Genomic DNA, 19949 nt, shown 5'->3' with positions numbered 1-19949 from the left:
CTCAGCCGGATCCCGACGGAAAGTACGAAGCCACCATGAGCCGTTCCGCACACCCCGCCGGCCCCCGCCACGCCGACGTGCTCCCCGAGGGGCACTACACCCCGCCGCCCGCCGACCTCAACGCCCTCGACCCGCGCATCTGGGCCCGTACCGTCACCCGCGGCGAGCGGGGTGTGGCGAGCGTCGGCGGGCTGGACGTGATCTCGCTGGCCGAGGAGTTCGGCACGCCCGCCTACGTCCTGGACGAGGACGACTTCCGGGCCCGCTGCCGGGCCTGGCGCGAGGCGTTCGGCGCGGAGGCCGACGTGTTCTACGCCGGGAAGGCATTCCTGTGCCGCGCCGTGGTGCGCTGGCTGACGGAGGAGGGCCTCAACCTCGACGTCTGCTCCGGCGGCGAGCTGGCCACCGCGCTGGCCGGCGGGATGCCACCCGAGCGCATCGCCCTGCACGGCAACAACAAGTCCACCGCCGAGCTCGAGCGGGCCGTCGGGGCCGGGGTCGGCCGGATCGTGCTGGACTCCTTCCAGGAGATCGCCCGCGTCGCGCACATCGCCGAGCGGCTCGGGAGGCGCCAGCGGGTGCAGATCCGGGTGACGGTGGGGGTGGAGGCGCACACCCACGAGTTCATCGCCACCGCCCACGAGGACCAGAAGTTCGGTCTGGCGCTCGCCGGGGGGCAGGCGGCCGAGGCGGTGCGGCGGGTGCTGAAGCTGGACAGCCTGGAGCTGGTCGGCCTCCACTCCCACATCGGCTCGCAGATCTTCGACACGGCCGGTTTCGAGGTCGCCGCGCGCCGCGTGGTGGGCCTGCTGCGGGACGTCCGCGACGAGCACGGCGTGGAGCTGCCCGAGATCGACCTCGGCGGCGGGCTCGGCATCGCCTACACCGCCGACGACGACCCGCGCGAACCGCACGAGATCGCCAAGGCGCTGCACGACATCGTCGCCCACGAGTGCGAGGCCGCCGGGCTGGCGCTGCCGCGGCTGTCGGTGGAGCCGGGCCGGGCCATCGCCGGGCCGACCACCTTCACCCTGTACGAGGTGGGCACCGTCAAGGAGCTGCCGGGCCTGCGCACCTACGTCAGCGTGGACGGCGGCATGTCCGACAACATCCGTACCGCGCTGTACGACGCCGAGTACACCGTGGCGCTGGTCTCCCGTGTCTCCGACGCCGCGCCGATGCTCTCGCGGGTGGTCGGCAAGCACTGCGAGAGCGGCGACATCGTGGTGCGGGACGCCTTCCTCCCCGCCGACCTGGCCCCCGGCGACCTGCTCGCCGTCCCGGCCACCGGCGCGTACTGCCGCTCCATGGCGAGCAACTACAACCACGTCCTGCGGCCGCCGGTGGTGGCGGTCTCGGGAGGGAGGGCCCGGGTGATCGTCCGGCGGGAGACGGAGGAGGACCTGCTCCGGCTGGACGTGGGGTAGCCGGGCGCCGCCGGCCGGGTCGGTCCGGGCGGCGGCGTCTCGAAGAGAGGGAGACATGTCTCGCATGCTGGATGAGGCGGGGGAACCGCCGACCGGTGCGTGAGACTTGAACTCCACCGGACTGTGAAGAAGCGAGGTCTCATGATGCGTACGCGTCCGCTGAAGGTGGCGCTGCTGGGCTGTGGTGTCGTCGGCTCGGAGGTGGCACGCATCATGACGACGCACGCTGAGGACCTCGCCGCCCGGATCGGCGCCCCCGTCGAGCTGGCCGGGGTCGCCGTCCGGCGCCCCGGGCGGGTCCGGGAGGGCATCGCGCCCGAGCTGGTCACCACCGACGCCGCCGCGCTGGCGGCCCGGGGCGACATCGACGTGGCGGTCGAGGTCATCGGCGGCATCGAGCCCGCCCGCGTCCTGATCACCACCGCCTTCGAGCACGGCGCCAGTGTGGTCACCGCCAACAAGGCGCTGCTCGCCGAGGACGGCTCGGCCCTCCACGAGGCCGCCGAGAAGCACGGTGTGGACCTCTACTACGAGGCCTCGGTGGCCGCCGCGATCCCGCTGGTGCGCCCGCTGCGCGAGTCGCTGGCGGGCGACAAGGTCAACCGGGTGCTGGGCATCGTCAACGGCACCACCAACTTCATCCTCGACCGGATGGAGTCCACCGGCGCCGGGTACACCGAGGCGCTGGACGAGGCCACCGCCCTCGGGTACGCCGAGGCCGACCCGACCGCCGACGTGGAGGGCTTCGACGCGGCGGCCAAGGCCGCGATCCTGGCGGGCATCGCCTTCCACACCCGGGTACGCCTGGACGACGTGCACCGCGAGGGGCTGACCGAGGTCAGCGCCGCGGACATCGCCTCCGCCCGGCGCATGGGCTGTACGGTCAAACTGCTGGCCATCTGCGAGCGCGCCGCCGACGGCCGCTCGGTGACCGCCCGCGTCCACCCGGCGATGATCCCGCTCAGCCATCCGCTCGCCTCCGTCCGCGAGGCGTACAACGCGGTCTTCGTCGAGGCGGAGGCCGCCGGCCGGCTGATGTTCTACGGTCCCGGCGCGGGCGGCGCCCCCACCGCCTCGGCCGTCGTCGGGGACCTGGTCGCCGCCTGCCGCAACCGGCTGAACGGCTCGACGGGCCCGGGGGAGTCCGCCTACGCCCAGCTCCCGGTGAGCCCGATGGGCGAGGTGGTCACCCGCTACCACATCAGCCTGGACGTCGCCGACAAACCGGGCGTACTCGCCCAGTGCGCCACCGTCTTCGCCGAGCACGGCGTCTCCATCGACACCGTGCGCCAGCAGGGCAAGGACAGCCCGGAGGACGGCGCCTCGCTGGTCGTCGTCACCCACCGGGCACCGGACGCCGCCCTGTCGGCGACCGTCGAGGCGCTGCGCGGGCTGGACACCGTGCGCGGCGTCGCGAGCATCATGCGGGTCGAAGGGGAATGAGAGAGATGACCGCCACCACCGCCAGCCCTGGCAACACCACTCCGCGAATGTCCGGCGCCCACCAGTGGCGGGGCATCATCGAGGAGTACCGCGACCGGCTCCCGGTCACCGACGACACCCCCGTCGTCACCCTGCGCGAGGGCGGTACGCCGCTGGTGCCCGCCCAGGTGCTCTCCGAGCGCACCGGCTGCGAGGTCCACCTCAAGGTCGAGGGCGCCAATCCCACCGGTTCCTTCAAGGACCGCGGGATGACGATGGCCATCACCCGGGCGAAGCAGGAGGGCGCGCAGGCGGTCATCTGCGCCTCCACCGGCAACACCTCCGCCTCGGCCGCCGCCTACGCGGTGCGCGCGGGGATGGTGTGCGCCGTCCTGGTGCCGCAGGGCAAGATCGCGCTGGGCAAGATGGGCCAGGCGCTGGTGCACGGCGCCCGCATCCTCCAGGTCGACGGGAACTTCGACGACTGCCTCACCCTGGCGCGCGGGCTGTCGGACAACTACCCGGTGGCGCTGGTCAACTCGGTCAACCCGGTGCGCATCGAGGGCCAGAAGACCGCGGCCTTCGAGATCGTCGACATGCTCGGCGACGCCCCCGACATCCATGTCCTGCCGGTGGGCAACGCGGGCAACATCACCGCCTACTGGCGGGGCTACCGCGAGTACGCCGACCCCTCGGCCGGGGACGGCGCCCACTCCTCCCGCACCCCGCGGATGTGGGGCTTCCAGGCGTCCGGCTCGGCGCCCATCGTGCGGGGTGAGCCGGTGAAGGACCCGCGCACCATCGCCACCGCCATCCGCATCGGCAACCCGGCCTCCTGGGAGGCCGCCGAGCGGGCCCGCGACGAGTCCGGCGGCTTCATCGACGAGGTGACGGACCGGCAGATCCTGGCCGCGTACCGGCTGCTGGCCGCCCAGGAGGGCGTCTTCGTCGAGCCGGCCTCCGCCGCCTCCGTGGCCGGTCTGCTCAAGGCCGCCGAGGAGGGGAAGGTCGACCCGGGGCAGCGGATCGTCTGCACCGTCACGGGCAACGGCCTCAAGGACCCCGACTGGGCCGTGCAGGGCGCGCCGCAGCCGATCGTCGTACCGGTCGATGCGGTCGCCGCGGCCGACCGGCTGGGGCTGGTGTGACTCTTCCGGTGTGACCTCCCCGGCGTGGCCCGGCGTGGCCCGGGGTGGCCCGCGTGACCCGCCGGGCGGGCGGGTACGGCGCCGGAGACGGCCGTACCCGCCGAGGGGGGCGCATACGAGCGCGCGACACGCATCGTGCGCCTCTCGTACGCCCTGTGTCCGCACCGAACCGTCCTTCGATAGGCTGGGACCGCGTCCCGACCTGCCGCATGGCATGTGCCGGAGGTCGGTGGACCGGTCCGGCCCCCGGCCGCGGTTCCGAGACGTCACGCCGTCCGCCTCCGATCCCGCCGCACAGGACAGCAGCCACCGAGCGACAGACCAGCACAGCCGCACCGATCCCAGCACGCCCCGACCCCGCCCCGCCACGTCCCGCCGAACCACGCCCCACCGCGTCCAGCCACGTCAAGGAGAGTCGTCGAGAGATGGCCGGTCCAGCGTTCCGTGCCGCCGCCGTCCGGGTGCGCACCCCAGCCACCAGCGCCAACCTCGGCCCCGGCTTCGACGCCCTCGGCCTGGCCCTGGGCCTGTACGACGACGTCGTGGTGCGTGTCGCCGACTCCGGTCTGCACATCGACATCGCCGGCGAGGGCGCCGACACCCTGCCCCGCGACGAGAGCCACCTGCTCGTGCGGTCCCTGCGCACGGCCTTCGACATGCTGGGCGGCCAGCCGCGCGGTCTGGAGATCGTCTGCGCCAACCGCATCCCGCACGGCCGCGGGCTGGGCTCCTCCTCGGCCGCCATCTGCGCGGGCATCATCGCGGCCCGCGCGGTGACCACCGGCGGCGCCGAGAAGCTCGACGAGGTCGCCCTGCTGGAGCTGGCGACGGAGATCGAGGGCCACCCCGACAACGTGGCGGCCTGCCTGCTCGGCGGCTTCACCCTGGCCTGGACGGACGGCGGCGCGGCCCGGGCGATCCGCATGGACCCGCACCCGGCCGTCGTGCCGGTGGTCTTCGTCCCGGACCGGCCGGTGCTCACCGAGACCGCCCGCGGACTGCTGCCGCGCACCGTCCCGCATGTGGACGCGGCCGCCAACGCGGGCCGGGCGGCCCTGCTCGTCGAGGCGCTGACCCGCCGCCCCGAGCTGCTGCTGCCCGCCACCGAGGACCGGCTCCACCAGGAGTACCGCGCCCCGGCGATGGAGGAGAGCGCGGAGCTGGTGCACCGGCTGCGCGCCGACGGGGTGCCCGCGGTCATCTCCGGCGCGGGCCCCACGGTGCTCGCGCTGGTCGGGGAGGACGCGGCCGAGAAGGTCGCGCGGCTCGCGGGCGACGGATGGGCGGCCAACCGGCTGGCCCTCGACACCACGGGCGCCGGCGTCCTGCCGCTGGCCGGCACGGGCCAGTGAGCGCGGGGCCGACGACACGAATGCGGGCCTACGAGAGGGGGAATGTTTGTTGGGGCCGGTAGTGTTAACCTCAAGTCTGCACTCGCAGCCTTCTGGGATTACCCATGGGCGGTGCGGTGCTCTCCGTGATCCCATGGGTACAGTCCCATACAGGGGCCACTCCTCCTTCCGGGAGCCTCCAGAACTGCCTGAGCAGCCTGCCGAGCAGTGCCGAGCTCGCCCCGGAACGGCGTGACTGACACACGTCATCCCTTCACGCCACACCGAATGTACTGATTCCTCCGCCGTACACCGAGGCGGAACCACCGCCCCGGCCCGGTCGACACAAGGACCGCAGCCGGACAGCACAACCGGTCGCCGAGCCAGACAGGCCGACGCCCGCTCCAGGGAAGGACCCTTCGTGAGCGATACCACCGATCTGATGGGCGTGGACACCGCCGAAGCCGCGCCCGCCACGGACGCCTCCGCCGCGCCCGCAGCAGGTACCGCCCCCAGGCGTCGCCGTTCCGGCACGGGCCTTGAGGGCATGGTGCTGGCAGAGCTCCAGCAAGTCGCCTCCGGCCTCGGCATCAAGGGCACGGCGCGCATGCGCAAGAGCCAGCTGATCGAGACCATCCGCGCCAAGCAGGCGGAGAACGCCGGCGGCGGTGCCGCGGGCGGCGCGGGCGCCGAGACGGCCGCCCCCGCCGAGAGCAAGCCGCGCCGCCGTGCGACCTCCAAGGCGCGTACGGACGAGGGCGCCCAGGGCTCCGGCGATACCGCGCAGCAGCAGATTGACATCCCCGGCCAGCCGGGCAGCGACGAGCCCGCCGGTGAGCGCGGCCGGCGCGGCAGGAGCGGCGGGACCGCCGACGCCCCGGCCGCCGACGGCGGCGGTGAGCGGGCCGACCGGGACAGGTCCGCCGAGTCCCGCGGCGACGGCGCCCGGCAGGACGTCCGCCAGGACGGCAAGCAGGACACCCGGCAGGACGGCAAGCAGGACAAGGATGTCCGCCAGGACGGCAAGCAGGACAAGGGCGACCGCCAGGCCAAGGGCGGCCGGCAGCGCGACCGCCGCAACAAGAACAACGACGGCGGCGGTGGCGGCCAGCAGAACCAGGACGGCGGCAACCGCGGCAACCGCGACAGCCGTGACAACCGCGACAGCCGCGACAGCCGTGACAGCCGTGACGACGACTTCGAGGGCGGCCGCCGGGGCCGCCGGGGCCGCTACCGCGACCGTCGCGGCCGCCGCGGCCGCGACGACTTCGCCGCCGAGCCGCAGGTCTCCGAGGACGACGTCCTGATCCCGGTCGCCGGCATCCTCGACATCCTGGACAACTACGCGTTCGTCCGCACCTCCGGCTACCTGCCGGGCCCGAACGACGTGTACGTCTCCCTCGCCCAGGTCCGCAAGAACGGCCTGCGCAAGGGCGACCACGTCACCGGCGCGGTCCGCCAGCCGCGCGAGGGCGAGCGGCGCGAGAAGTTCAACGCGCTGGTCCGTCTGGACTCGGTGAACGGCATGTCGCCCGAGAGCGGCAAGGGCCGTCCCGAGTTCGGCAAGCTCACCCCGCTGTACCCGCAGGAGCGGCTGCGGCTGGAGACCGAGCCGGGCCACCTCACCTCGCGGATCATCGACCTGGTCTCGCCCATCGGCAAGGGCCAGCGCGGTCTGATCGTGGCCCCGCCGAAGACGGGCAAGACCATGGTCCTGCAGTCGATCGCCAACTCCATCACCCGCAACAACCCCGAGTGCCATCTGATGGTCGTGCTCGTGGACGAGCGGCCGGAGGAGGTCACCGACATGCAGCGGTCGGTCAAGGGCGAGGTCATCTCCTCGACCTTCGACCGCCCCGCCGAGGACCACACCACCGTCGCCGAGCTGGCCATCGAGCGGGCCAAGCGGCTGGTGGAGCTCGGCCACGACGTGGTGGTGCTGCTGGACTCGATCACCCGCCTGGGGCGCGCGTACAACCTGGCGGCCCCGGCCTCGGGCCGCATCCTGTCCGGCGGTGTGGACTCCACCGCGCTCTACCCGCCGAAGAAGTTCTTCGGCGCCGCGCGGAACATCGAGGACGGCGGCTCCCTGACGATCCTGGCCACCGCGCTGGTCGAGACCGGCTCGCGGATGGACGAGGTCATCTTCGAGGAGTTCAAGGGCACCGGCAACATGGAGCTCAAGCTCGACCGGAAGCTCGCCGACAAGCGGATCTTCCCGGCGGTGGACGTCGACGCGTCCGGCACCCGCAAGGAGGAGATCCTGATGGGCGCCGACGAGCTGGGCATCGTCTGGAAGCTGCGGCGCGTCCTGCACGCGCTGGACCAGCAGCAGGCCATCGAGCTGCTGCTGGACAAGATGAAGCAGACGAAGTCCAACGCCGAGTTCCTCATGCAGATCCAGAAGACGACGCCGGCGCCCGGCAACGGCGACTAGCGGCGTCCGGCAGACGGCCGGTCCCGAAGCGGCGGCGAGGGCCGCCCCACCCCGTGCGGTGGGGCGGCCCTCGCCGTATGCCACGGCCGGCGGGCCCCGGAGCGCGGCGGAGTGAACCCGGCCGGCGGGGGTACGCCGTCCAAGTGGAGAGGGAACTCCCCTGGCCGAACGCCCTCCGACCGGCCGCACCACCGGACCGGTGGTTCCGCGGAGGCGCCGGCGGCCCTTCCGTGGGCCTCCACCGGCGGAGGCGCACGGCGGGACGAGGGACGAGATGGCGAACGAGCACACCACCGCAGACGGCGGCACCGGTGCGGACCGGACAGCCCGGTCACGGCGGCACCGGGCGCTGCGGGCCGCGCTCTGGGTGGTGGCCGGCGCGCTCGTACTGGCCGGAGCCGGGCTCGGACTCGTCCATCTCAGGCTCGACGGCAACATCTCGGACGTCGACATCGACTCCGCCCTGGGCACGGACCGGCCCGCGGACGTTCCGGGCGGCTCGCTGGACATCCTCGTCCTGGGCTCCGACACCCGCTCCGGCGACAACGGCCGCTACGGCCGCGACGACGGCACCGCGCGCTCCGACACCGCGATGATCGTGCACATCGCCGAGTCGCACGACCGGGCCAGCGTGGTCTCCATCCCCCGGGACACCCTCGTGCGCCGGCCCGCCTGCGAGAAGACCGGGGGCGGCACGGCGGCCGCCGAACCGCGGACGATGTTCAACAAGGCGTACGAGATCGGCGGTCCCGTCTGCGCGGTGAAGACGGCCGAGTCGCTGACCGGCATCCGCATGGACCACTACATCGAGATCGACTTCACCGGCTTCAAGAAGCTGATCGACGAACTCGGCGGCGTGGAGATCACCACCAGCAGGCCGATAGACGACGAGGACAGCCACCTCACCCTCCCGCCCGGGGACCACACCCTGGACGGCGAGCAGGCACTGGGCCTGGTCCGCACCCGCAAGAGCATCGGCAACGGCAGCGACCTGGGGCGCATAGACCTCCAGCACAAGTTCGTCAGGGCCCTGGTGGAGCAGGTGCGGAGCGTCGGGGTGCTCTCCGAGCCCAAGCGGTTCTACGACCTGGTGGACACCGCCACCTCCGCCGTCACCACCGACTCCGGGCTGGCCTCGACCGCCGAGCTGGCCGGGCTGGGCAAGGTGCTCAAGGGCATCGACTCCGAGGACATCCAGCTGGTCACGCTGCCGGTGCGGTACTCCGAGGCCGACCCCAACCGGGTGGAGCCGATCCAGCGCGGGGCCCAGCGGATCTGGACGGCGCTGCGGGCGGACGAGCCGGTCCCCGCCTCCGCGACGGAGGGGTCGATCGCCCCGTAGCCGCCGGGGCCGCGGCACGCGGAGGCGGTACGCGGAAGCAGCGGTGGGGGAGGTGGCGCGGGCCGTGGGGGGCGGTGGAATAACGGCCTCCCGCCCCTGGTTTTGGGTGGTGCGGCCAGTAGTGGCAGACTGGTCCGTCGGTCCCGGTTCACGCACAGGCAGCCGACCTTCCCGCCCGCCATCGGGCGGAAGGAGCCGGTGCGACCCGGTGCCCTCCCGATACCTAGGAGATACCTTGAAGCGCGACATCCACCCGGAGTACGTGGAGACCCAGGTCAGCTGCACCTGCGGGAACTCCTTCACCACCCGCAGCACCGTCACCGGCGGCTCCATCCGCGCCGACGTGTGCTCCGCGTGCCACCCGTTCTACACGGGCAAGCAGAAGATCCTCGACACCGGTGGCCGCGTGGCCCGCTTCGAGGCCCGCTTCGGCAAGAACGCCGGGTCGCGGCAGAAGTAGCGACCTCCTGACGCCGGTTCCCGGCCGCCCGCCCCGGGCGGCCGGACCGGCGTTTTGCCGTCCGGGCAGGCTCCCGTCGCCCCGGCTTCCCGGCCCGGGCCGACACACCACCCCGGCCCCACCCTCAGGCCCACAGCTAAGGAACTCCCACGATGTTCGAGGCGGTCGAGGAACTGATCGGTGAACACGCCGACCTCGAGAGGCAGCTCGCCGATCCCGCGATCCACGGTGACCAGGCCCGCGCGCGCCGGCTCAACAAGCGCTACGCCGAGCTGACCCCGATCGTCGGCACCTACCAGGACTGGCGGCGCACCGGTGACGACATCGCCACCGCCCGCGAGTTCGCCGCCGACGACCCGGACTTCGCCGCCGAACTCAAGGAGCTGGAGGCCCGCCGCGAGGAGCTGACCGAGCGGCTGCGGCTGCTGCTGGTCCCGCGCGACCCCAGCGACGACAAGGACGTCATCCTGGAGATCAAGGCCGGCGAGGGCGGCGAGGAGTCCGCGCTGTTCGCCGGCGACCTGCTGCGCATGTACCTGCGCTACGCCGAGCGGCGCAACTGGAAGACCGAGATCATCCAGGCCACCGAGTCCGACCTCGGCGGCTACAAGGACGTCCAGGTCGCGGTCAAGGCCCGGGGAGGCGCGACGGAGCCCGGCCAGGGCGTGTGGGCCCGGCTGAAGTACGAGGGCGGCGTCCACCGCGTCCAGCGGGTGCCCGCCACCGAGTCCCAGGGCCGTATCCACACCTCCGCCGCGGGCGTCCTGGTGCTGCCCGAGGCCGAGGACGTCGACGTCGAGGTCAACGCGAACGACCTGCGCATCGACGTCTACCGCTCCTCCGGACCCGGCGGCCAGTCGGTGAACACCACCGACTCCGCGGTCCGTATCACCCACGTGCCCACCGGCATCGTGGTGTCCTGCCAGAACGAGAAGAGCCAGCTGCAGAACAAGGAGCAGGCGCTGCGCATCCTGCGCGCCCGGCTGCTCGCGGCGGCCCAGGAGGAGGCGGAGCGGGAGGCGTCGGACGCGCGCCGCAGCCAGGTGCGTACCGTGGACAGGTCGGAGCGCGTCCGCACCTACAACTACCCGGAGAACCGGATCTCGGACCACCGGGTGGGTTTCAAGGCGTACAACCTGGACCAGGTGCTGGACGGCGAACTGGAAGCGGTGATCCAGGCGTGTGTGGACGCCGACGCCGAGGCCAGGCTCGCCGCCGCGCAGTAACACCGGCGACAGGACCGGCAACAACACCGGCGGCCCCGGACACGCCGGACACGCCGGAGAAACAGCACGGCGCCCCGCCGGGGCCGGGCAGGGACGGGTGGAGGACGAGGAACGTGAACGTGCTGCTCGCCGAGGTGGCCCAGGCCACCCAGCGGCTCGCCGACGCCGGAGTGCCCTCCCCGCGCTTCGACGCGGAGGAGCTGGCGGCGTACGTGCACGGTGTCAGGCGCGGGGAGCTGCACCGGGTCGCGGACACCGAGTTCGACGCCCGCTACTGGGAGGTCGTCGCGCGCCGGGAGGCCCGTGAGCCGCTCCAGCACATCACCGGCCGCGCCTTCTTCCGCTACCTGGAGCTCCAGGTCGGCCCCGGTGTGTTCGTGCCCCGACCCGAGACCGAGTCCGTCGTCGGCTGGGCGATAGACGCGGTCCGCGCCATGGACGTCGCCGAACCGCTGATCGTCGACCTGTGCACCGGCTCCGGCGCCATCGCCCTCGCGCTCGCCCAGGAGGTGCCGCGCTCGAAGGTGCACGCCGTCGAGCTGGACGAGGGCGCCCTTCGGTGGGCCCGCAGGAACACCGAGGGCTCCCGGGTGACCCTGCACCGCGGTGACGCGCTGACCGCCCTGCCCGAGCTGGACGGCCAGGTCGACCTGGTCATCTCCAACCCGCCCTACATCCCGCTCACCGAGTGGGAGTACGTCGCCCCCGAGGCCCGCGACCACGACCCTCAGCTCGCGCTGTTCTCCGGCGAGGACGGCCTGGACACCATCCGCGGCATCGAGCGCACCGCGCACCGGCTGCTGCGCCCCGGCGGCCTGGTGGTCGTCGAGCACGCCGACACCCAGGGCGGCCAGGTGCCCTGGATCTTCACCGAGGACCGCGGCTGGGCGGACGCCGCGGACCACCCAGACCTGAACAACCGGCCCCGTTTTGCCACAGCCCGCAGGGAGGTGCCGTAAATGGCACGGCGTTACGACTGCTCCGACGCGACCGACCGCGCCACCGGTCTGCGTGAGGCCGCCTCCGCGGTACGCCGCGGCGAACTCGTCGTGCTGCCCACCGACACCGTCTACGGCATCGGTGCCGACGCCTTCGCCCCGGAGGCCGTCGGTGACCTGCTGGAGGCCAAGGGACGCGGCCGCGGCATGCCCTCACCGGTCCTGATCGGCTCCCCGACCACCCTGCACGGCCTGGTCACCGACTTCTCCGAGCGGGCCTGGGAGCTGGTCGACGCCTTCTGGCCGGGCGCCCTCACCCTCGTCGCCCGGCACCAGCCCTCGCTGACCTGGGACCTGGGCGAGACCGGCGGGACGGTCGCGGTCCGCATGCCGCTGCACCCGGTGGCCATCGAGCTGCTCACCGAGACCGGCCCGATGGCGGTGTCCTCGGCCAACCTCACCGGCCACCCGGCACCGCAGAACTGCGACGCCGCCCAGGAGATGCTGGGCGACTCCGTCTCGGTCTACCTCGACGGCGGCCCCACTCCCGACTCGGTGCCCTCCTCGATCGTCGACGTCACCGGCCCGGTGCCCCGGCTGCTGCGCGCGGGCGCCCTCGACGCGGACGAGCTGCGCAAGGTCGTACCCGACCTCGAGGTCGCCAGTTGACGCCGCCCGACGGGCTGTCCGGAATGCCGGCCGGTGTGCCGTCCGGGACATACGGCATACCGCAGGTCTTCCGCATCCTCCACGTCTCCACCGGCAACGTCTGCCGGTCCCCGATCACCGAGCGGCTGACCCGGCACGCCCTGGTGGACCGGCTCGGCCACCGGCGGGCCGGCGGGCTGGTGGTGGAGAGCGCGGGCACCTGGGGGCACGAGGGCGCGCCGATGGAGGAGCACGCGGCGGCCGTGCTGCACGAGTACGGGGCGGACCCGTCCGGCTTCCTGGGCCGCGAGCTGCTGGACGAGCACGTCATCCGCGCCGACCTGGTGCTGACCGCGACCCGCGACCACCGGGCGCAGGTCATCTCCATGGGGCACTCCGCGGGGCTGCGCACCTTCACCCTCAAGGAGTTCACCCGGCTGGTGCGGGCCATAGACCCCGCCACGCTCCCCGACCCGGACGGCGAGGGCGGCGTGGTGGAGCGGGCCCGCGCGCTGGTGCGGGCCGCCGCGGCGCTGCGCGGCTGGCTGCTGGCGCCCAGCGCGGAGGCCGACGAGGTGTACGACCCCTACGGCGCGCCGATCACGTACTTCCGCAGCGTCGGCGAGGAGATACACACCGCCCTCGATCCGGTGGTGACGGCCCTGACCGGGGTACCCGCGCGCACGTAGCGCGCCGGTGGGCGGGAACCGGCCACGGCGGGCCGTTGTCTAAGGTGTGGTGTCCCGGGTGTGAGCCCGGGGGGCCCGCGGGAGTCCCGGGGGACGTGGTGCGTACGGCGTCCTTCCCGGCGCCGCCCGGGGCCCTGGCGCGGGCAGCGGGTGTGCCGCCTGTGTCGCCGCCGGCCGGGCGGCGGCGGGCCGTTGTCTATGGTGTGGTCTTCCGGGCGTCGTGTCCGGCGGGCCTGCGAGAGTTCTGGGGAATGCGTGCGTGAATACCTGCTGACGCTGTGCGTCACGGCCGCGGTCACCTACCTCCTCACCGGGCCGGTGCGGAAGTTCGCCATCGCGGCGGGGGCCATGCCCGAGATCCGGGCGCGCGACGTGCACCGCGAGCCGACGCCGCGGCTCGGCGGCATCGCCATGTTCGGCGGGCTGTGCGCGGGCCTGCTGGTGGCCTCCCAGCTCACCAACGTCGGCAACGTCTTCAGGCTCTCCGATGAACCCCGCGCCCTGCTGGCCGGCGCCGGACTGATCTGGCTGCTGGGCGTCCTGGACGACAAGTGGGGCGTGGACGCGCTGGTCAAGCTCGGCGGCCAGATGATCGCCGCGGGCGTGATGGTCTGGCAGGGCCTGACGGTCCTGTGGCTGCCGGTGCCCGGGGTGGGCAACGTCGCGCTGACCCCCCTGCAGGGCACGCTGCTGACGGTCGCGATGGTCGTCGTCACCATCAACGCGGTCAACTTCGTGGACGGCCTGGACGGCCTGGCCTCCGGCATGGTCTGCATCGCCGCGGTGGCGTTCTTCATGTACGCCTACCGGATCTGGTACGGCTACGGAATCGAGGCCGCCGCGCCCGCGACGCTCTTCGCGGCCATCCTGATGGGCATGTGCCTGGGCTTCCTGCCGCACAACATGCACCCCGCGCGGATCTTCATGGGCGACTCCGGATCGATGCTCATCGGGCTGGTGCTGGCCGCCGGCGCCGTCTCGATCACCGGGCAGGTCGATCCGGACGTCATCACCGACACCACCGGCTCGGTCAAGACCACCGTCCAGACGATGGCGCCGGTCTACATGCCCGTGCTGCTGCTGCCGCTGACCCTGCTGGCGGTGCCCATCGCCGACCTGGTGCTGGCCGTGGTGCGGCGCACCTGGCGCGGCCAGTCGCCGTTCGCGGCCGACCGGGGCCATCTCCACCACCGGCTGCTGGAGATCGGCCACTCGCACAGCCGGGCCGTCCTGATCATGTACTTCTGGTCGGCGCTGATCGGCTTCGGCGCGGTCGCCTTCTCGGTGCGGTCCTCCAGCCTGGTCATCGTGCTGACCATCGTGGTGCTCAGCGCGGTGGGGCTGGTGATCCTGCTGCTGCCGCGGTTCACCCCGCGGGTGCCCGACTGGGCGGAGCGGCTCGTACCGCCGCGCTACCGGCTCCGCGGGGGCGCGGAGCCGGAGGCGGGAACGCAGCCGGAGACGGCGGAAGCGGAGCCGGGGGCGGGCCGGGACACGGAGGAACCGGGCGCGCAGGAACCGGGCACGGAGAAGAAGGGCGAGGGCGGCGCGGAGGAGGGGCGCGAGCCGCTGCCGGAACCCCCCCGGCTCAGCGGCGCGACCGCGCTGCGGGAACACGACCGGCTCGCGCGGCATGGGGCCGGCCGCGGTACCGACGGCCGCCCGTAGCACGCCATCCGGTGTTCTTCCCGCTGCGTGTCAGCCTGATGCCGCAGGGTGTACCCCGAACGTGTGAGAGTCCGCACACGAACTAGGTAAAGACCTCATCAAATAGTTTGTGATACCGTTCACGAGAACCCGGTGGCCACAGGGACGGACCGTAGTGCGGCGGTCCTCCGGGGCGAGGTCTTCACCCTCGAACGCCGGGGACACGCTCGTCAGCGACGACAAGACGCCCCCGAAACCTCGGAGCCTCCTCCATGCAGTCGAACGACGCTCGCATGCTGCTGCGCTGCGCCCTTCCGACCGCTGCCGCCGGTGCGGTGGCCGCGGTCACCGGTGGGGTGCTCGCCGGCGGCCAGGGTGTGATCGGCGCGGTGTTCGGAGCGGTCATCGTCATCCTCTTCATGGGGATCGGCCTCGCCGTCCTCCAGCACACCGCCAAGAACTTCCCGCATCTCTTCCAGGCCATGGGCCTGATGCTCTACACGACACAGCTCCTGCTGCTCGCGGTCGTGCTCGCGGTCTTCAAGAACACCACACTGTTCGACACGAAGGTGTTCGCCTTCACCCTGCTCGGCACCACTCTGGTGTGGATCGCCGCCCAGGCGTACGCGCACATGAAGGCGAAGATCCTGTACGTGGAACCCGATTCCCCCGCCGAGCGGAAGCCCGCGGCCCAGGGGCCCAAATCGTGACGTGCGGGGGCGGGACGAGGGCGCGTTCGAACTCCTGCTATCGTCCGGTGCCAACTGCGGTATCGCAGGCGCGGGTGGCTGAATCCGCTGCCTCGCCCACCGATGCACCGGGGCGGCAGCGACAGCCGGCGCAGCCCCTCAGCCGCACCCACACCCGCAAGACCAGTCCAGTGCCGTTCCGTGGCCGTGCGCCGCGCCGACACATCGAGGTTGCCGTACCCATGCGCCATGTTGAAGGAGCCCGCGGTGAGTTCTGACCAGATGCTCGCCTTCGAGGTCGACTGCCACATCTTCGACGGGTGCGGCTTTCCTGCTCCGGGCCTGCACTCGTTCATCTTCGAGCCGATGTTCACGATCGGCGGGTTCGAGTTCAACAAGCCGATCCTGCTGGCGCTGCTGAGCACGGTCGCGGTGGTCGGGTTCTTCTGGGCGGCCTTCGGCAAGCCGAAGCTGGTGCCCGGCAAGCTCCAGATGGTCGGCGAGGCCGGCTACGACTTCGTGCGCCGCGGCATCGTCTACGAGACGCTCGGCAAGCGGGACGGCGAGAAGTTCGTGCCCTTCATGGTGGCGCTGTTCTTCTTCGTCTGGATCATGAACCTCTGGTCCATCGTGCCGCTGGCCCAGTTCCCGGTGACCTCGATCATCGCCTTCCCGGCGGGCATGGCCCTGCTCGTCTACGTCACGTGGATGTACCTGACGTTCAAGAAGCACGGCTTCGGCGGCGGCCTGAAGAACATCACGGGCTACGACAAGTCGCTCGGTCCGGTGCTCCCGCTGGCCGTCGCCATCGAGTTCTTCTCGAACGTGCTGGTCCGTCCCTTCACCCACGCGGTGCGGCTCTTCGCCAACATGTTCGCGGGCCACCTGCTGCTGGTGATGTTCACCATCGCCGCCTGGTACCTGCTGAACGGCATCGGCGTCCTCTACGCCGGCGTCTCCTTCGTGATGGTGATCGTGCTGACCGCCTTCGAACTCTTTATCCAGGCTGTCCAGGCGTACGTCTTCGTCCTCCTGGCCTGTGCTTACGTCCAGGGCGCGCTCGCCGAGCACCACTGAGCCGCCCGCTCCGCAAGTCCCCTCAGATGTCCGGTGGCCAACCCCCACCGGTCCGTGAAGAAGAAGGAAGAAACAGCATGTCCGCTGCTCTCCAGAACCTCGCCGCCCTCGAGGGCAACATCGGTGCCGTCGGCTACGGTCTCGCCGCCATCGGCCCCGGCGTCGGCATCGGCATCATCTTCGGCCACGGCACCCAGGCCCTGGCCCGCCAGCCCGAGGCCGCCGGTCTGATCCGCGCCAACCAGATCCTCGGCTTCGCCTTCTGTGAGGCGCTGGCCCTCATCGGCATCGTCATGCCGTTCGTCTACGGCTGACGGACAGCGACGACCAGCCACTTTCCACGAAAGGCACTGATGTGACCCTGGTACAGCTGGCGGCTGAGGAGCCTCAGAATCCTCTCATCCCGCCGATCCCAGAGCTCGTCATCGGCCTGATCGCGTTCGCCATCGTCTTCGGCTTCCTCGCCAAGAAGCTCCTCCCGGCCATCAACAAGGTCCTGGAGGAGCGGCGCGAGGCCATCGAGGGCGGCATCGAGAAGGCCGAGGCGGCCCAGATCGAGGCGCAGCAGACCCTTGAGCAGTACAAGGCCCAGCTCGCCGAGGCCCGCCACGAGGCCGCGCGGCTGCGCGAGGAGGCGCGGGAGCAGGGTGCCGCGCTCATCGCCGAGATGCGCGCGGAGGGCCAGCGGCAGCGCGAGGAGATCATCGCCGCCGGCCACACCCAGATCGAGGCCGACCGCCGGCAGGCGGCGCAGGCGCTGCGTCAGGACGTGGGCAAGCTCGCCACCGACCTGGCCGGCAAGCTGGTGGGCGAGTCCCTTGAGGACGTCGCCCGGCAGAGCCGCACGATCGACCGCTTCCTCGACGAGCTGGAGGCGAAGGCTGATTCCTCGGAGGCCCCGGGCAAGTCCCTCGGAGCCGCCCGATGAACGGAGCGAGCCGCGAGGCGCTGGCCGCCGCCCGGGAGCGGCTGGACGCGCTGACGGACTCCACGTCCGTCGACGCGGCCGGGCTCGCCGAGGAGCTGGCCGCGGTCACCGCGCTGCTCGACCGCGAGGTGTCGCTGCGTCGGGTCCTGACCGACCCGGCGCAGCCCGGTGAGGCCAAGGCCCAGCTGGCCGGACGCCTGCTGGGCGGCCAGGTGGGCGGCGAGACGGTCGACCTGGTGTCCGGCATGGTCCGCTCCCGCTGGTCGCGCTCGCGCGACCTGGTGGACGCGGTCGAGCAGCTCGCCGACGTGGCCGACCTCGTCGCGGCCGAGCGGGACGGCACGCTGAGCGACGCCGAGGACGAGCTGTTCCGGTTCGCCCGGATCCTCGCCGCCGCGCCCGAGCTGCGTTCCGCCCTCAGCGGCAAGGTCGCCGACGACAGCCGCAGGGCGGCCAAGACCGAGCTGCTGCACCGGCTGCTCGGGGGCCGGGCCCAGCCCGTCACCGAGCGTCTGGTCACCCGCCTGGTGAGTCAGCCGCGTGGCCGTAGTCTTGAAGGGGGCCTGGAGGCCCTCTCCCGGCTGGCCGCGGAGCGCCGCGACCGGTCGGTGGCCGTGGTCACCTCCGCGGTGCCGCTCAGCGACGGTCAGAAGCAGCGCCTCGGCGCCGCGCTGACCAGGCTGTACGGCCGCGAGGTGCACCTCAACCTCGACGTGGACCCGCAGGTCCTCGGCGGGATCAGGGTGCGGATCGGTGACGAGGTCATCGACGGCACGGTCGAGGAGCGGCTGGAGCAGGCGACCCGGCGGATGGCGGGCTGACCCGGCGCGGCGGGGACGTCGCGCCACCGGCACACCAACTCAACAAGCAGTACGGACGGCCCGAGTTGGGCCGACACCACCCTCTGGGGGGACACCCCAGACCCCCTGGACACATACGGGCCCAACAAGGAGAGCAGGGAACCCAGATGGCGGAGCTCACGATCCGGCCGGATGAGATCCGGGACGCGCTGGAGAATTTCGTCCAGTCGTACACTCCGGACGCGGCCTCGCGCGAAGAGGTCGGAACGGTCAGCGTTGCCGGCGACGGCATCGCGAAGGTCGAGGGACTTCCCTCGGCCATGGCGAACGAGCTGCTGAAGTTCGAGGACGGCACCCTCGGCCTCGCCCTCAACCTCGAGGAGCGCGAGATCGGTGCGGTCATCCTCGGTGAGTTCAGCGGCATCGAGGAGGGCCAGACGGTGCGCCGCACCGGCGAGGTCCTCTCCGTCGCGGTCGGCGACGGTTACCTCGGCCGTGTCGTCGACCCGCTGGGCAACCCGGTCGACGGCCTCGGCGAGATCGCGACCGAGGGCCGCCGCGCCCTCGAACTGCAGGCCCCCTCGGTCATGCAGCGCAAGTCGGTGCACGAGCCGATGGAGACCGGCTACAAGGCCGTCGACTCGATGACCCCGATCGGCCGCGGCCAGCGACAGCTGGTCATCGGTGACCGCCAGACCGGCAAGACCGCGCTCTGTGTGGACACCATCATCAACCAGCGGGCCAACTGGGAGTCCGGCGACCCGAGCAAGCAGGTCCGCTGCATCTACGTCGCCATCGGCCAGAAGGGCTCCACCATCGCCTCCGTGCGCGCCGCGCTGGAGGAGGCCGGTGCCCTGGACTACACCACCATCGTCGCCGCCCCGGCGTCCGACCCGGCGGGCTTCAAGTACCTGGCCCCCTACACCGGCTCGGCCATCGGCCAGCACTGGATGTACCAGGGCAAGCACGTCCTGATCATCTTCGACGACCTGTCCAAGCAGGCCGACGCCTACCGCGCCGTCTCCCTGCTGCTGCGCCGCCCGCCGGGCCGCGAGGCCTACCCGGGCGACGTCTTCTACCTGCACTCCCGGCTGCTGGAGCGCTGCGCCAAGCTCTCGGACGAGATGGGCGCCGGCTCGATGACCGGTCTGCCGGTCATCGAGACCAAGGCCAACGACGTCTCGGCGTTCATCCCGACCAACGTCATCTCCATCACCGACGGCCAGTGCTTCCTGGAGTCCGACCTGTTCAACGCGGGCCAGCGCCCGGCGCTGAACGTCGGCATCTCGGTCTCCCGGGTCGGCGGCTCCGCCCAGCACAAGGCGATGCGGCAGGTCTCCGGCCGGCTGCGGGTGGACCTCGCCCAGTACCGCGAGCTGGAGGCCTTCGCCGCCTTCGGCTCCGACCTGGACGACGCCTCCAAGGCCTCCCTGGAGCGCGGCAAGCGCATGGTCGAGCTGCTCAAGCAGCCGCAGTACAACCCGTACCCGACCGAGAACCAGGTCGTCTCCATCTGGGCCGGCACCACCGGTCGCATGGACGAGGTCCCGGTGGAGGACATCCGGCGCTTCGAGAGCGAGCTGCTGGACTACCTGCGCCGCGAGCACAAGGACCTGATGGTCGGCATCCGCGAGGGCGGCAAGATGTCGGACGACACGATCCAGGCGCTGTCGGACGCCGTCGCCTCCTTCAAGAAGCAGTTCGAGACCTCGGACGGCAAGCTGCTGGGCGAGGGCTGAG

At 72.1% G+C, this 19949-nt stretch carries 18 protein-coding genes; all 18 read left to right on the top strand.

Annotated elements, in window-relative coordinates:
- The first annotated feature begins 35 nt into the window (after positions 1–35).
- The 18 genes from lysA to atpA all read left to right on the top strand — a co-directional run bounded on the left by lysA (position 36) and on the right by atpA (position 19948).
- Entirely contained in the window at positions 36–1427 is a 1392-nt protein-coding gene (gene lysA, locus CUT44_RS19910) for a diaminopimelate decarboxylase (RefSeq protein WP_100203250.1), read from the top strand.
- A gap of 144 nt (positions 1428–1571) precedes the next feature.
- Complete coding sequence (locus CUT44_RS19905) at positions 1572–2870, top strand: homoserine dehydrogenase (protein WP_100203429.1); 1299 nt, start codon at positions 1572–1574, stop codon at positions 2868–2870.
- A 47-nt stretch (positions 2871–2917) separates the two neighbouring features.
- Positions 2918–3997 (top strand): threonine synthase, encoded by a 1080-nt coding sequence (thrC, locus tag CUT44_RS19900; RefSeq protein ID WP_100203428.1) that lies wholly within the window; start codon positions 2918–2920, stop codon positions 3995–3997.
- A gap of 425 nt (positions 3998–4422) precedes the next feature.
- Positions 4423–5349, top strand: a complete 927-nt coding sequence (gene thrB / locus CUT44_RS19895) for a homoserine kinase (RefSeq protein WP_100203249.1) — start codon at positions 4423–4425, stop codon at positions 5347–5349.
- Positions 5350–5749: 400 nt separating this feature from the next.
- Complete coding sequence (gene rho, locus CUT44_RS19890; protein ID WP_100203248.1) at positions 5750–7765, top strand: transcription termination factor Rho; 2016 nt, start codon at positions 5750–5752, stop codon at positions 7763–7765.
- Positions 7766–8039: 274 nt separating this feature from the next.
- The gene (locus CUT44_RS19885; protein ID WP_100203247.1) at positions 8040–9107 is read left to right on the top strand and encodes an LCP family protein; all 1068 of its coding nucleotides are present in this window, start codon (positions 8040–8042) and stop codon (positions 9105–9107) included.
- Positions 9108–9342: 235 nt separating this feature from the next.
- On the top strand, positions 9343–9567 hold the full coding sequence (gene rpmE / locus CUT44_RS19880) for a 50S ribosomal protein L31 (protein ID WP_100203246.1): 225 nt from the start codon (positions 9343–9345) through the stop codon (positions 9565–9567).
- 152 nt (positions 9568–9719) lie between these two features.
- A complete protein-coding gene (gene prfA / locus CUT44_RS19875) occupies positions 9720–10793 on the top strand; it encodes a peptide chain release factor 1 (RefSeq protein WP_100203245.1) in 1074 nt (357 codons plus the stop codon).
- A 113-nt stretch (positions 10794–10906) separates the two neighbouring features.
- Positions 10907–11752, top strand: coding sequence for a peptide chain release factor N(5)-glutamine methyltransferase (gene prmC / locus CUT44_RS19870; protein WP_100203244.1), 846 nt, complete (start codon positions 10907–10909; stop codon positions 11750–11752).
- A complete protein-coding gene (locus CUT44_RS19865; protein ID WP_100203243.1) occupies positions 11753–12400 on the top strand; it encodes an L-threonylcarbamoyladenylate synthase in 648 nt (215 codons plus the stop codon).
- A gap of 23 nt (positions 12401–12423) precedes the next feature.
- On the top strand, positions 12424–13068 hold the full coding sequence (locus CUT44_RS19860; RefSeq protein WP_100203242.1) for an arsenate reductase/protein-tyrosine-phosphatase family protein: 645 nt from the start codon (positions 12424–12426) through the stop codon (positions 13066–13068).
- Between the two features lie 255 nt (positions 13069–13323).
- Positions 13324–14736, top strand: coding sequence for an MraY family glycosyltransferase (locus CUT44_RS19855; protein ID WP_100203241.1), 1413 nt, complete (start codon positions 13324–13326; stop codon positions 14734–14736).
- Positions 14737–14987: 251 nt separating this feature from the next.
- Positions 14988–15425 carry a hypothetical protein gene (locus tag CUT44_RS19850; RefSeq protein WP_100203240.1) on the top strand — a complete coding sequence of 146 codons (438 nt, stop codon included), beginning with the start codon at positions 14988–14990 and terminating at the stop codon, positions 15423–15425.
- 246 nt (positions 15426–15671) lie between these two features.
- Positions 15672–16481 carry a F0F1 ATP synthase subunit A gene (gene atpB, locus CUT44_RS19845; RefSeq protein ID WP_100203239.1) on the top strand — a complete coding sequence of 270 codons (810 nt, stop codon included), beginning with the start codon at positions 15672–15674 and terminating at the stop codon, positions 16479–16481.
- 77 nt (positions 16482–16558) lie between these two features.
- The gene (gene atpE / locus CUT44_RS19840; RefSeq protein ID WP_100203238.1) at positions 16559–16795 is read left to right on the top strand and encodes an ATP synthase F0 subunit C; all 237 of its coding nucleotides are present in this window, start codon (positions 16559–16561) and stop codon (positions 16793–16795) included.
- A gap of 47 nt (positions 16796–16842) precedes the next feature.
- Complete coding sequence (locus tag CUT44_RS19835) at positions 16843–17409, top strand: F0F1 ATP synthase subunit B (RefSeq protein WP_100203427.1); 567 nt, start codon at positions 16843–16845, stop codon at positions 17407–17409.
- Positions 17406–18230, top strand: a complete 825-nt coding sequence (locus CUT44_RS19830; RefSeq protein ID WP_100203237.1) for a F0F1 ATP synthase subunit delta — start codon at positions 17406–17408, stop codon at positions 18228–18230. The genes CUT44_RS19835 and CUT44_RS19830 overlap by 4 nt, the downstream gene beginning before the upstream one ends.
- A gap of 146 nt (positions 18231–18376) precedes the next feature.
- Positions 18377–19948 carry a F0F1 ATP synthase subunit alpha gene (gene atpA, locus CUT44_RS19825; protein ID WP_100203236.1) on the top strand — a complete coding sequence of 524 codons (1572 nt, stop codon included), beginning with the start codon at positions 18377–18379 and terminating at the stop codon, positions 19946–19948.
- The last annotated feature ends 1 nt before the right edge of the window (position 19949 follow it).

The organism is Streptomyces carminius (assembly GCF_002794255.1).
GTDB classification, from domain to species: Bacteria; Actinomycetota; Actinomycetes; order Streptomycetales; family Streptomycetaceae; genus Streptomyces; species Streptomyces carminius.
This window is presented reverse-complemented; position numbering and strand designations above follow the sequence as displayed.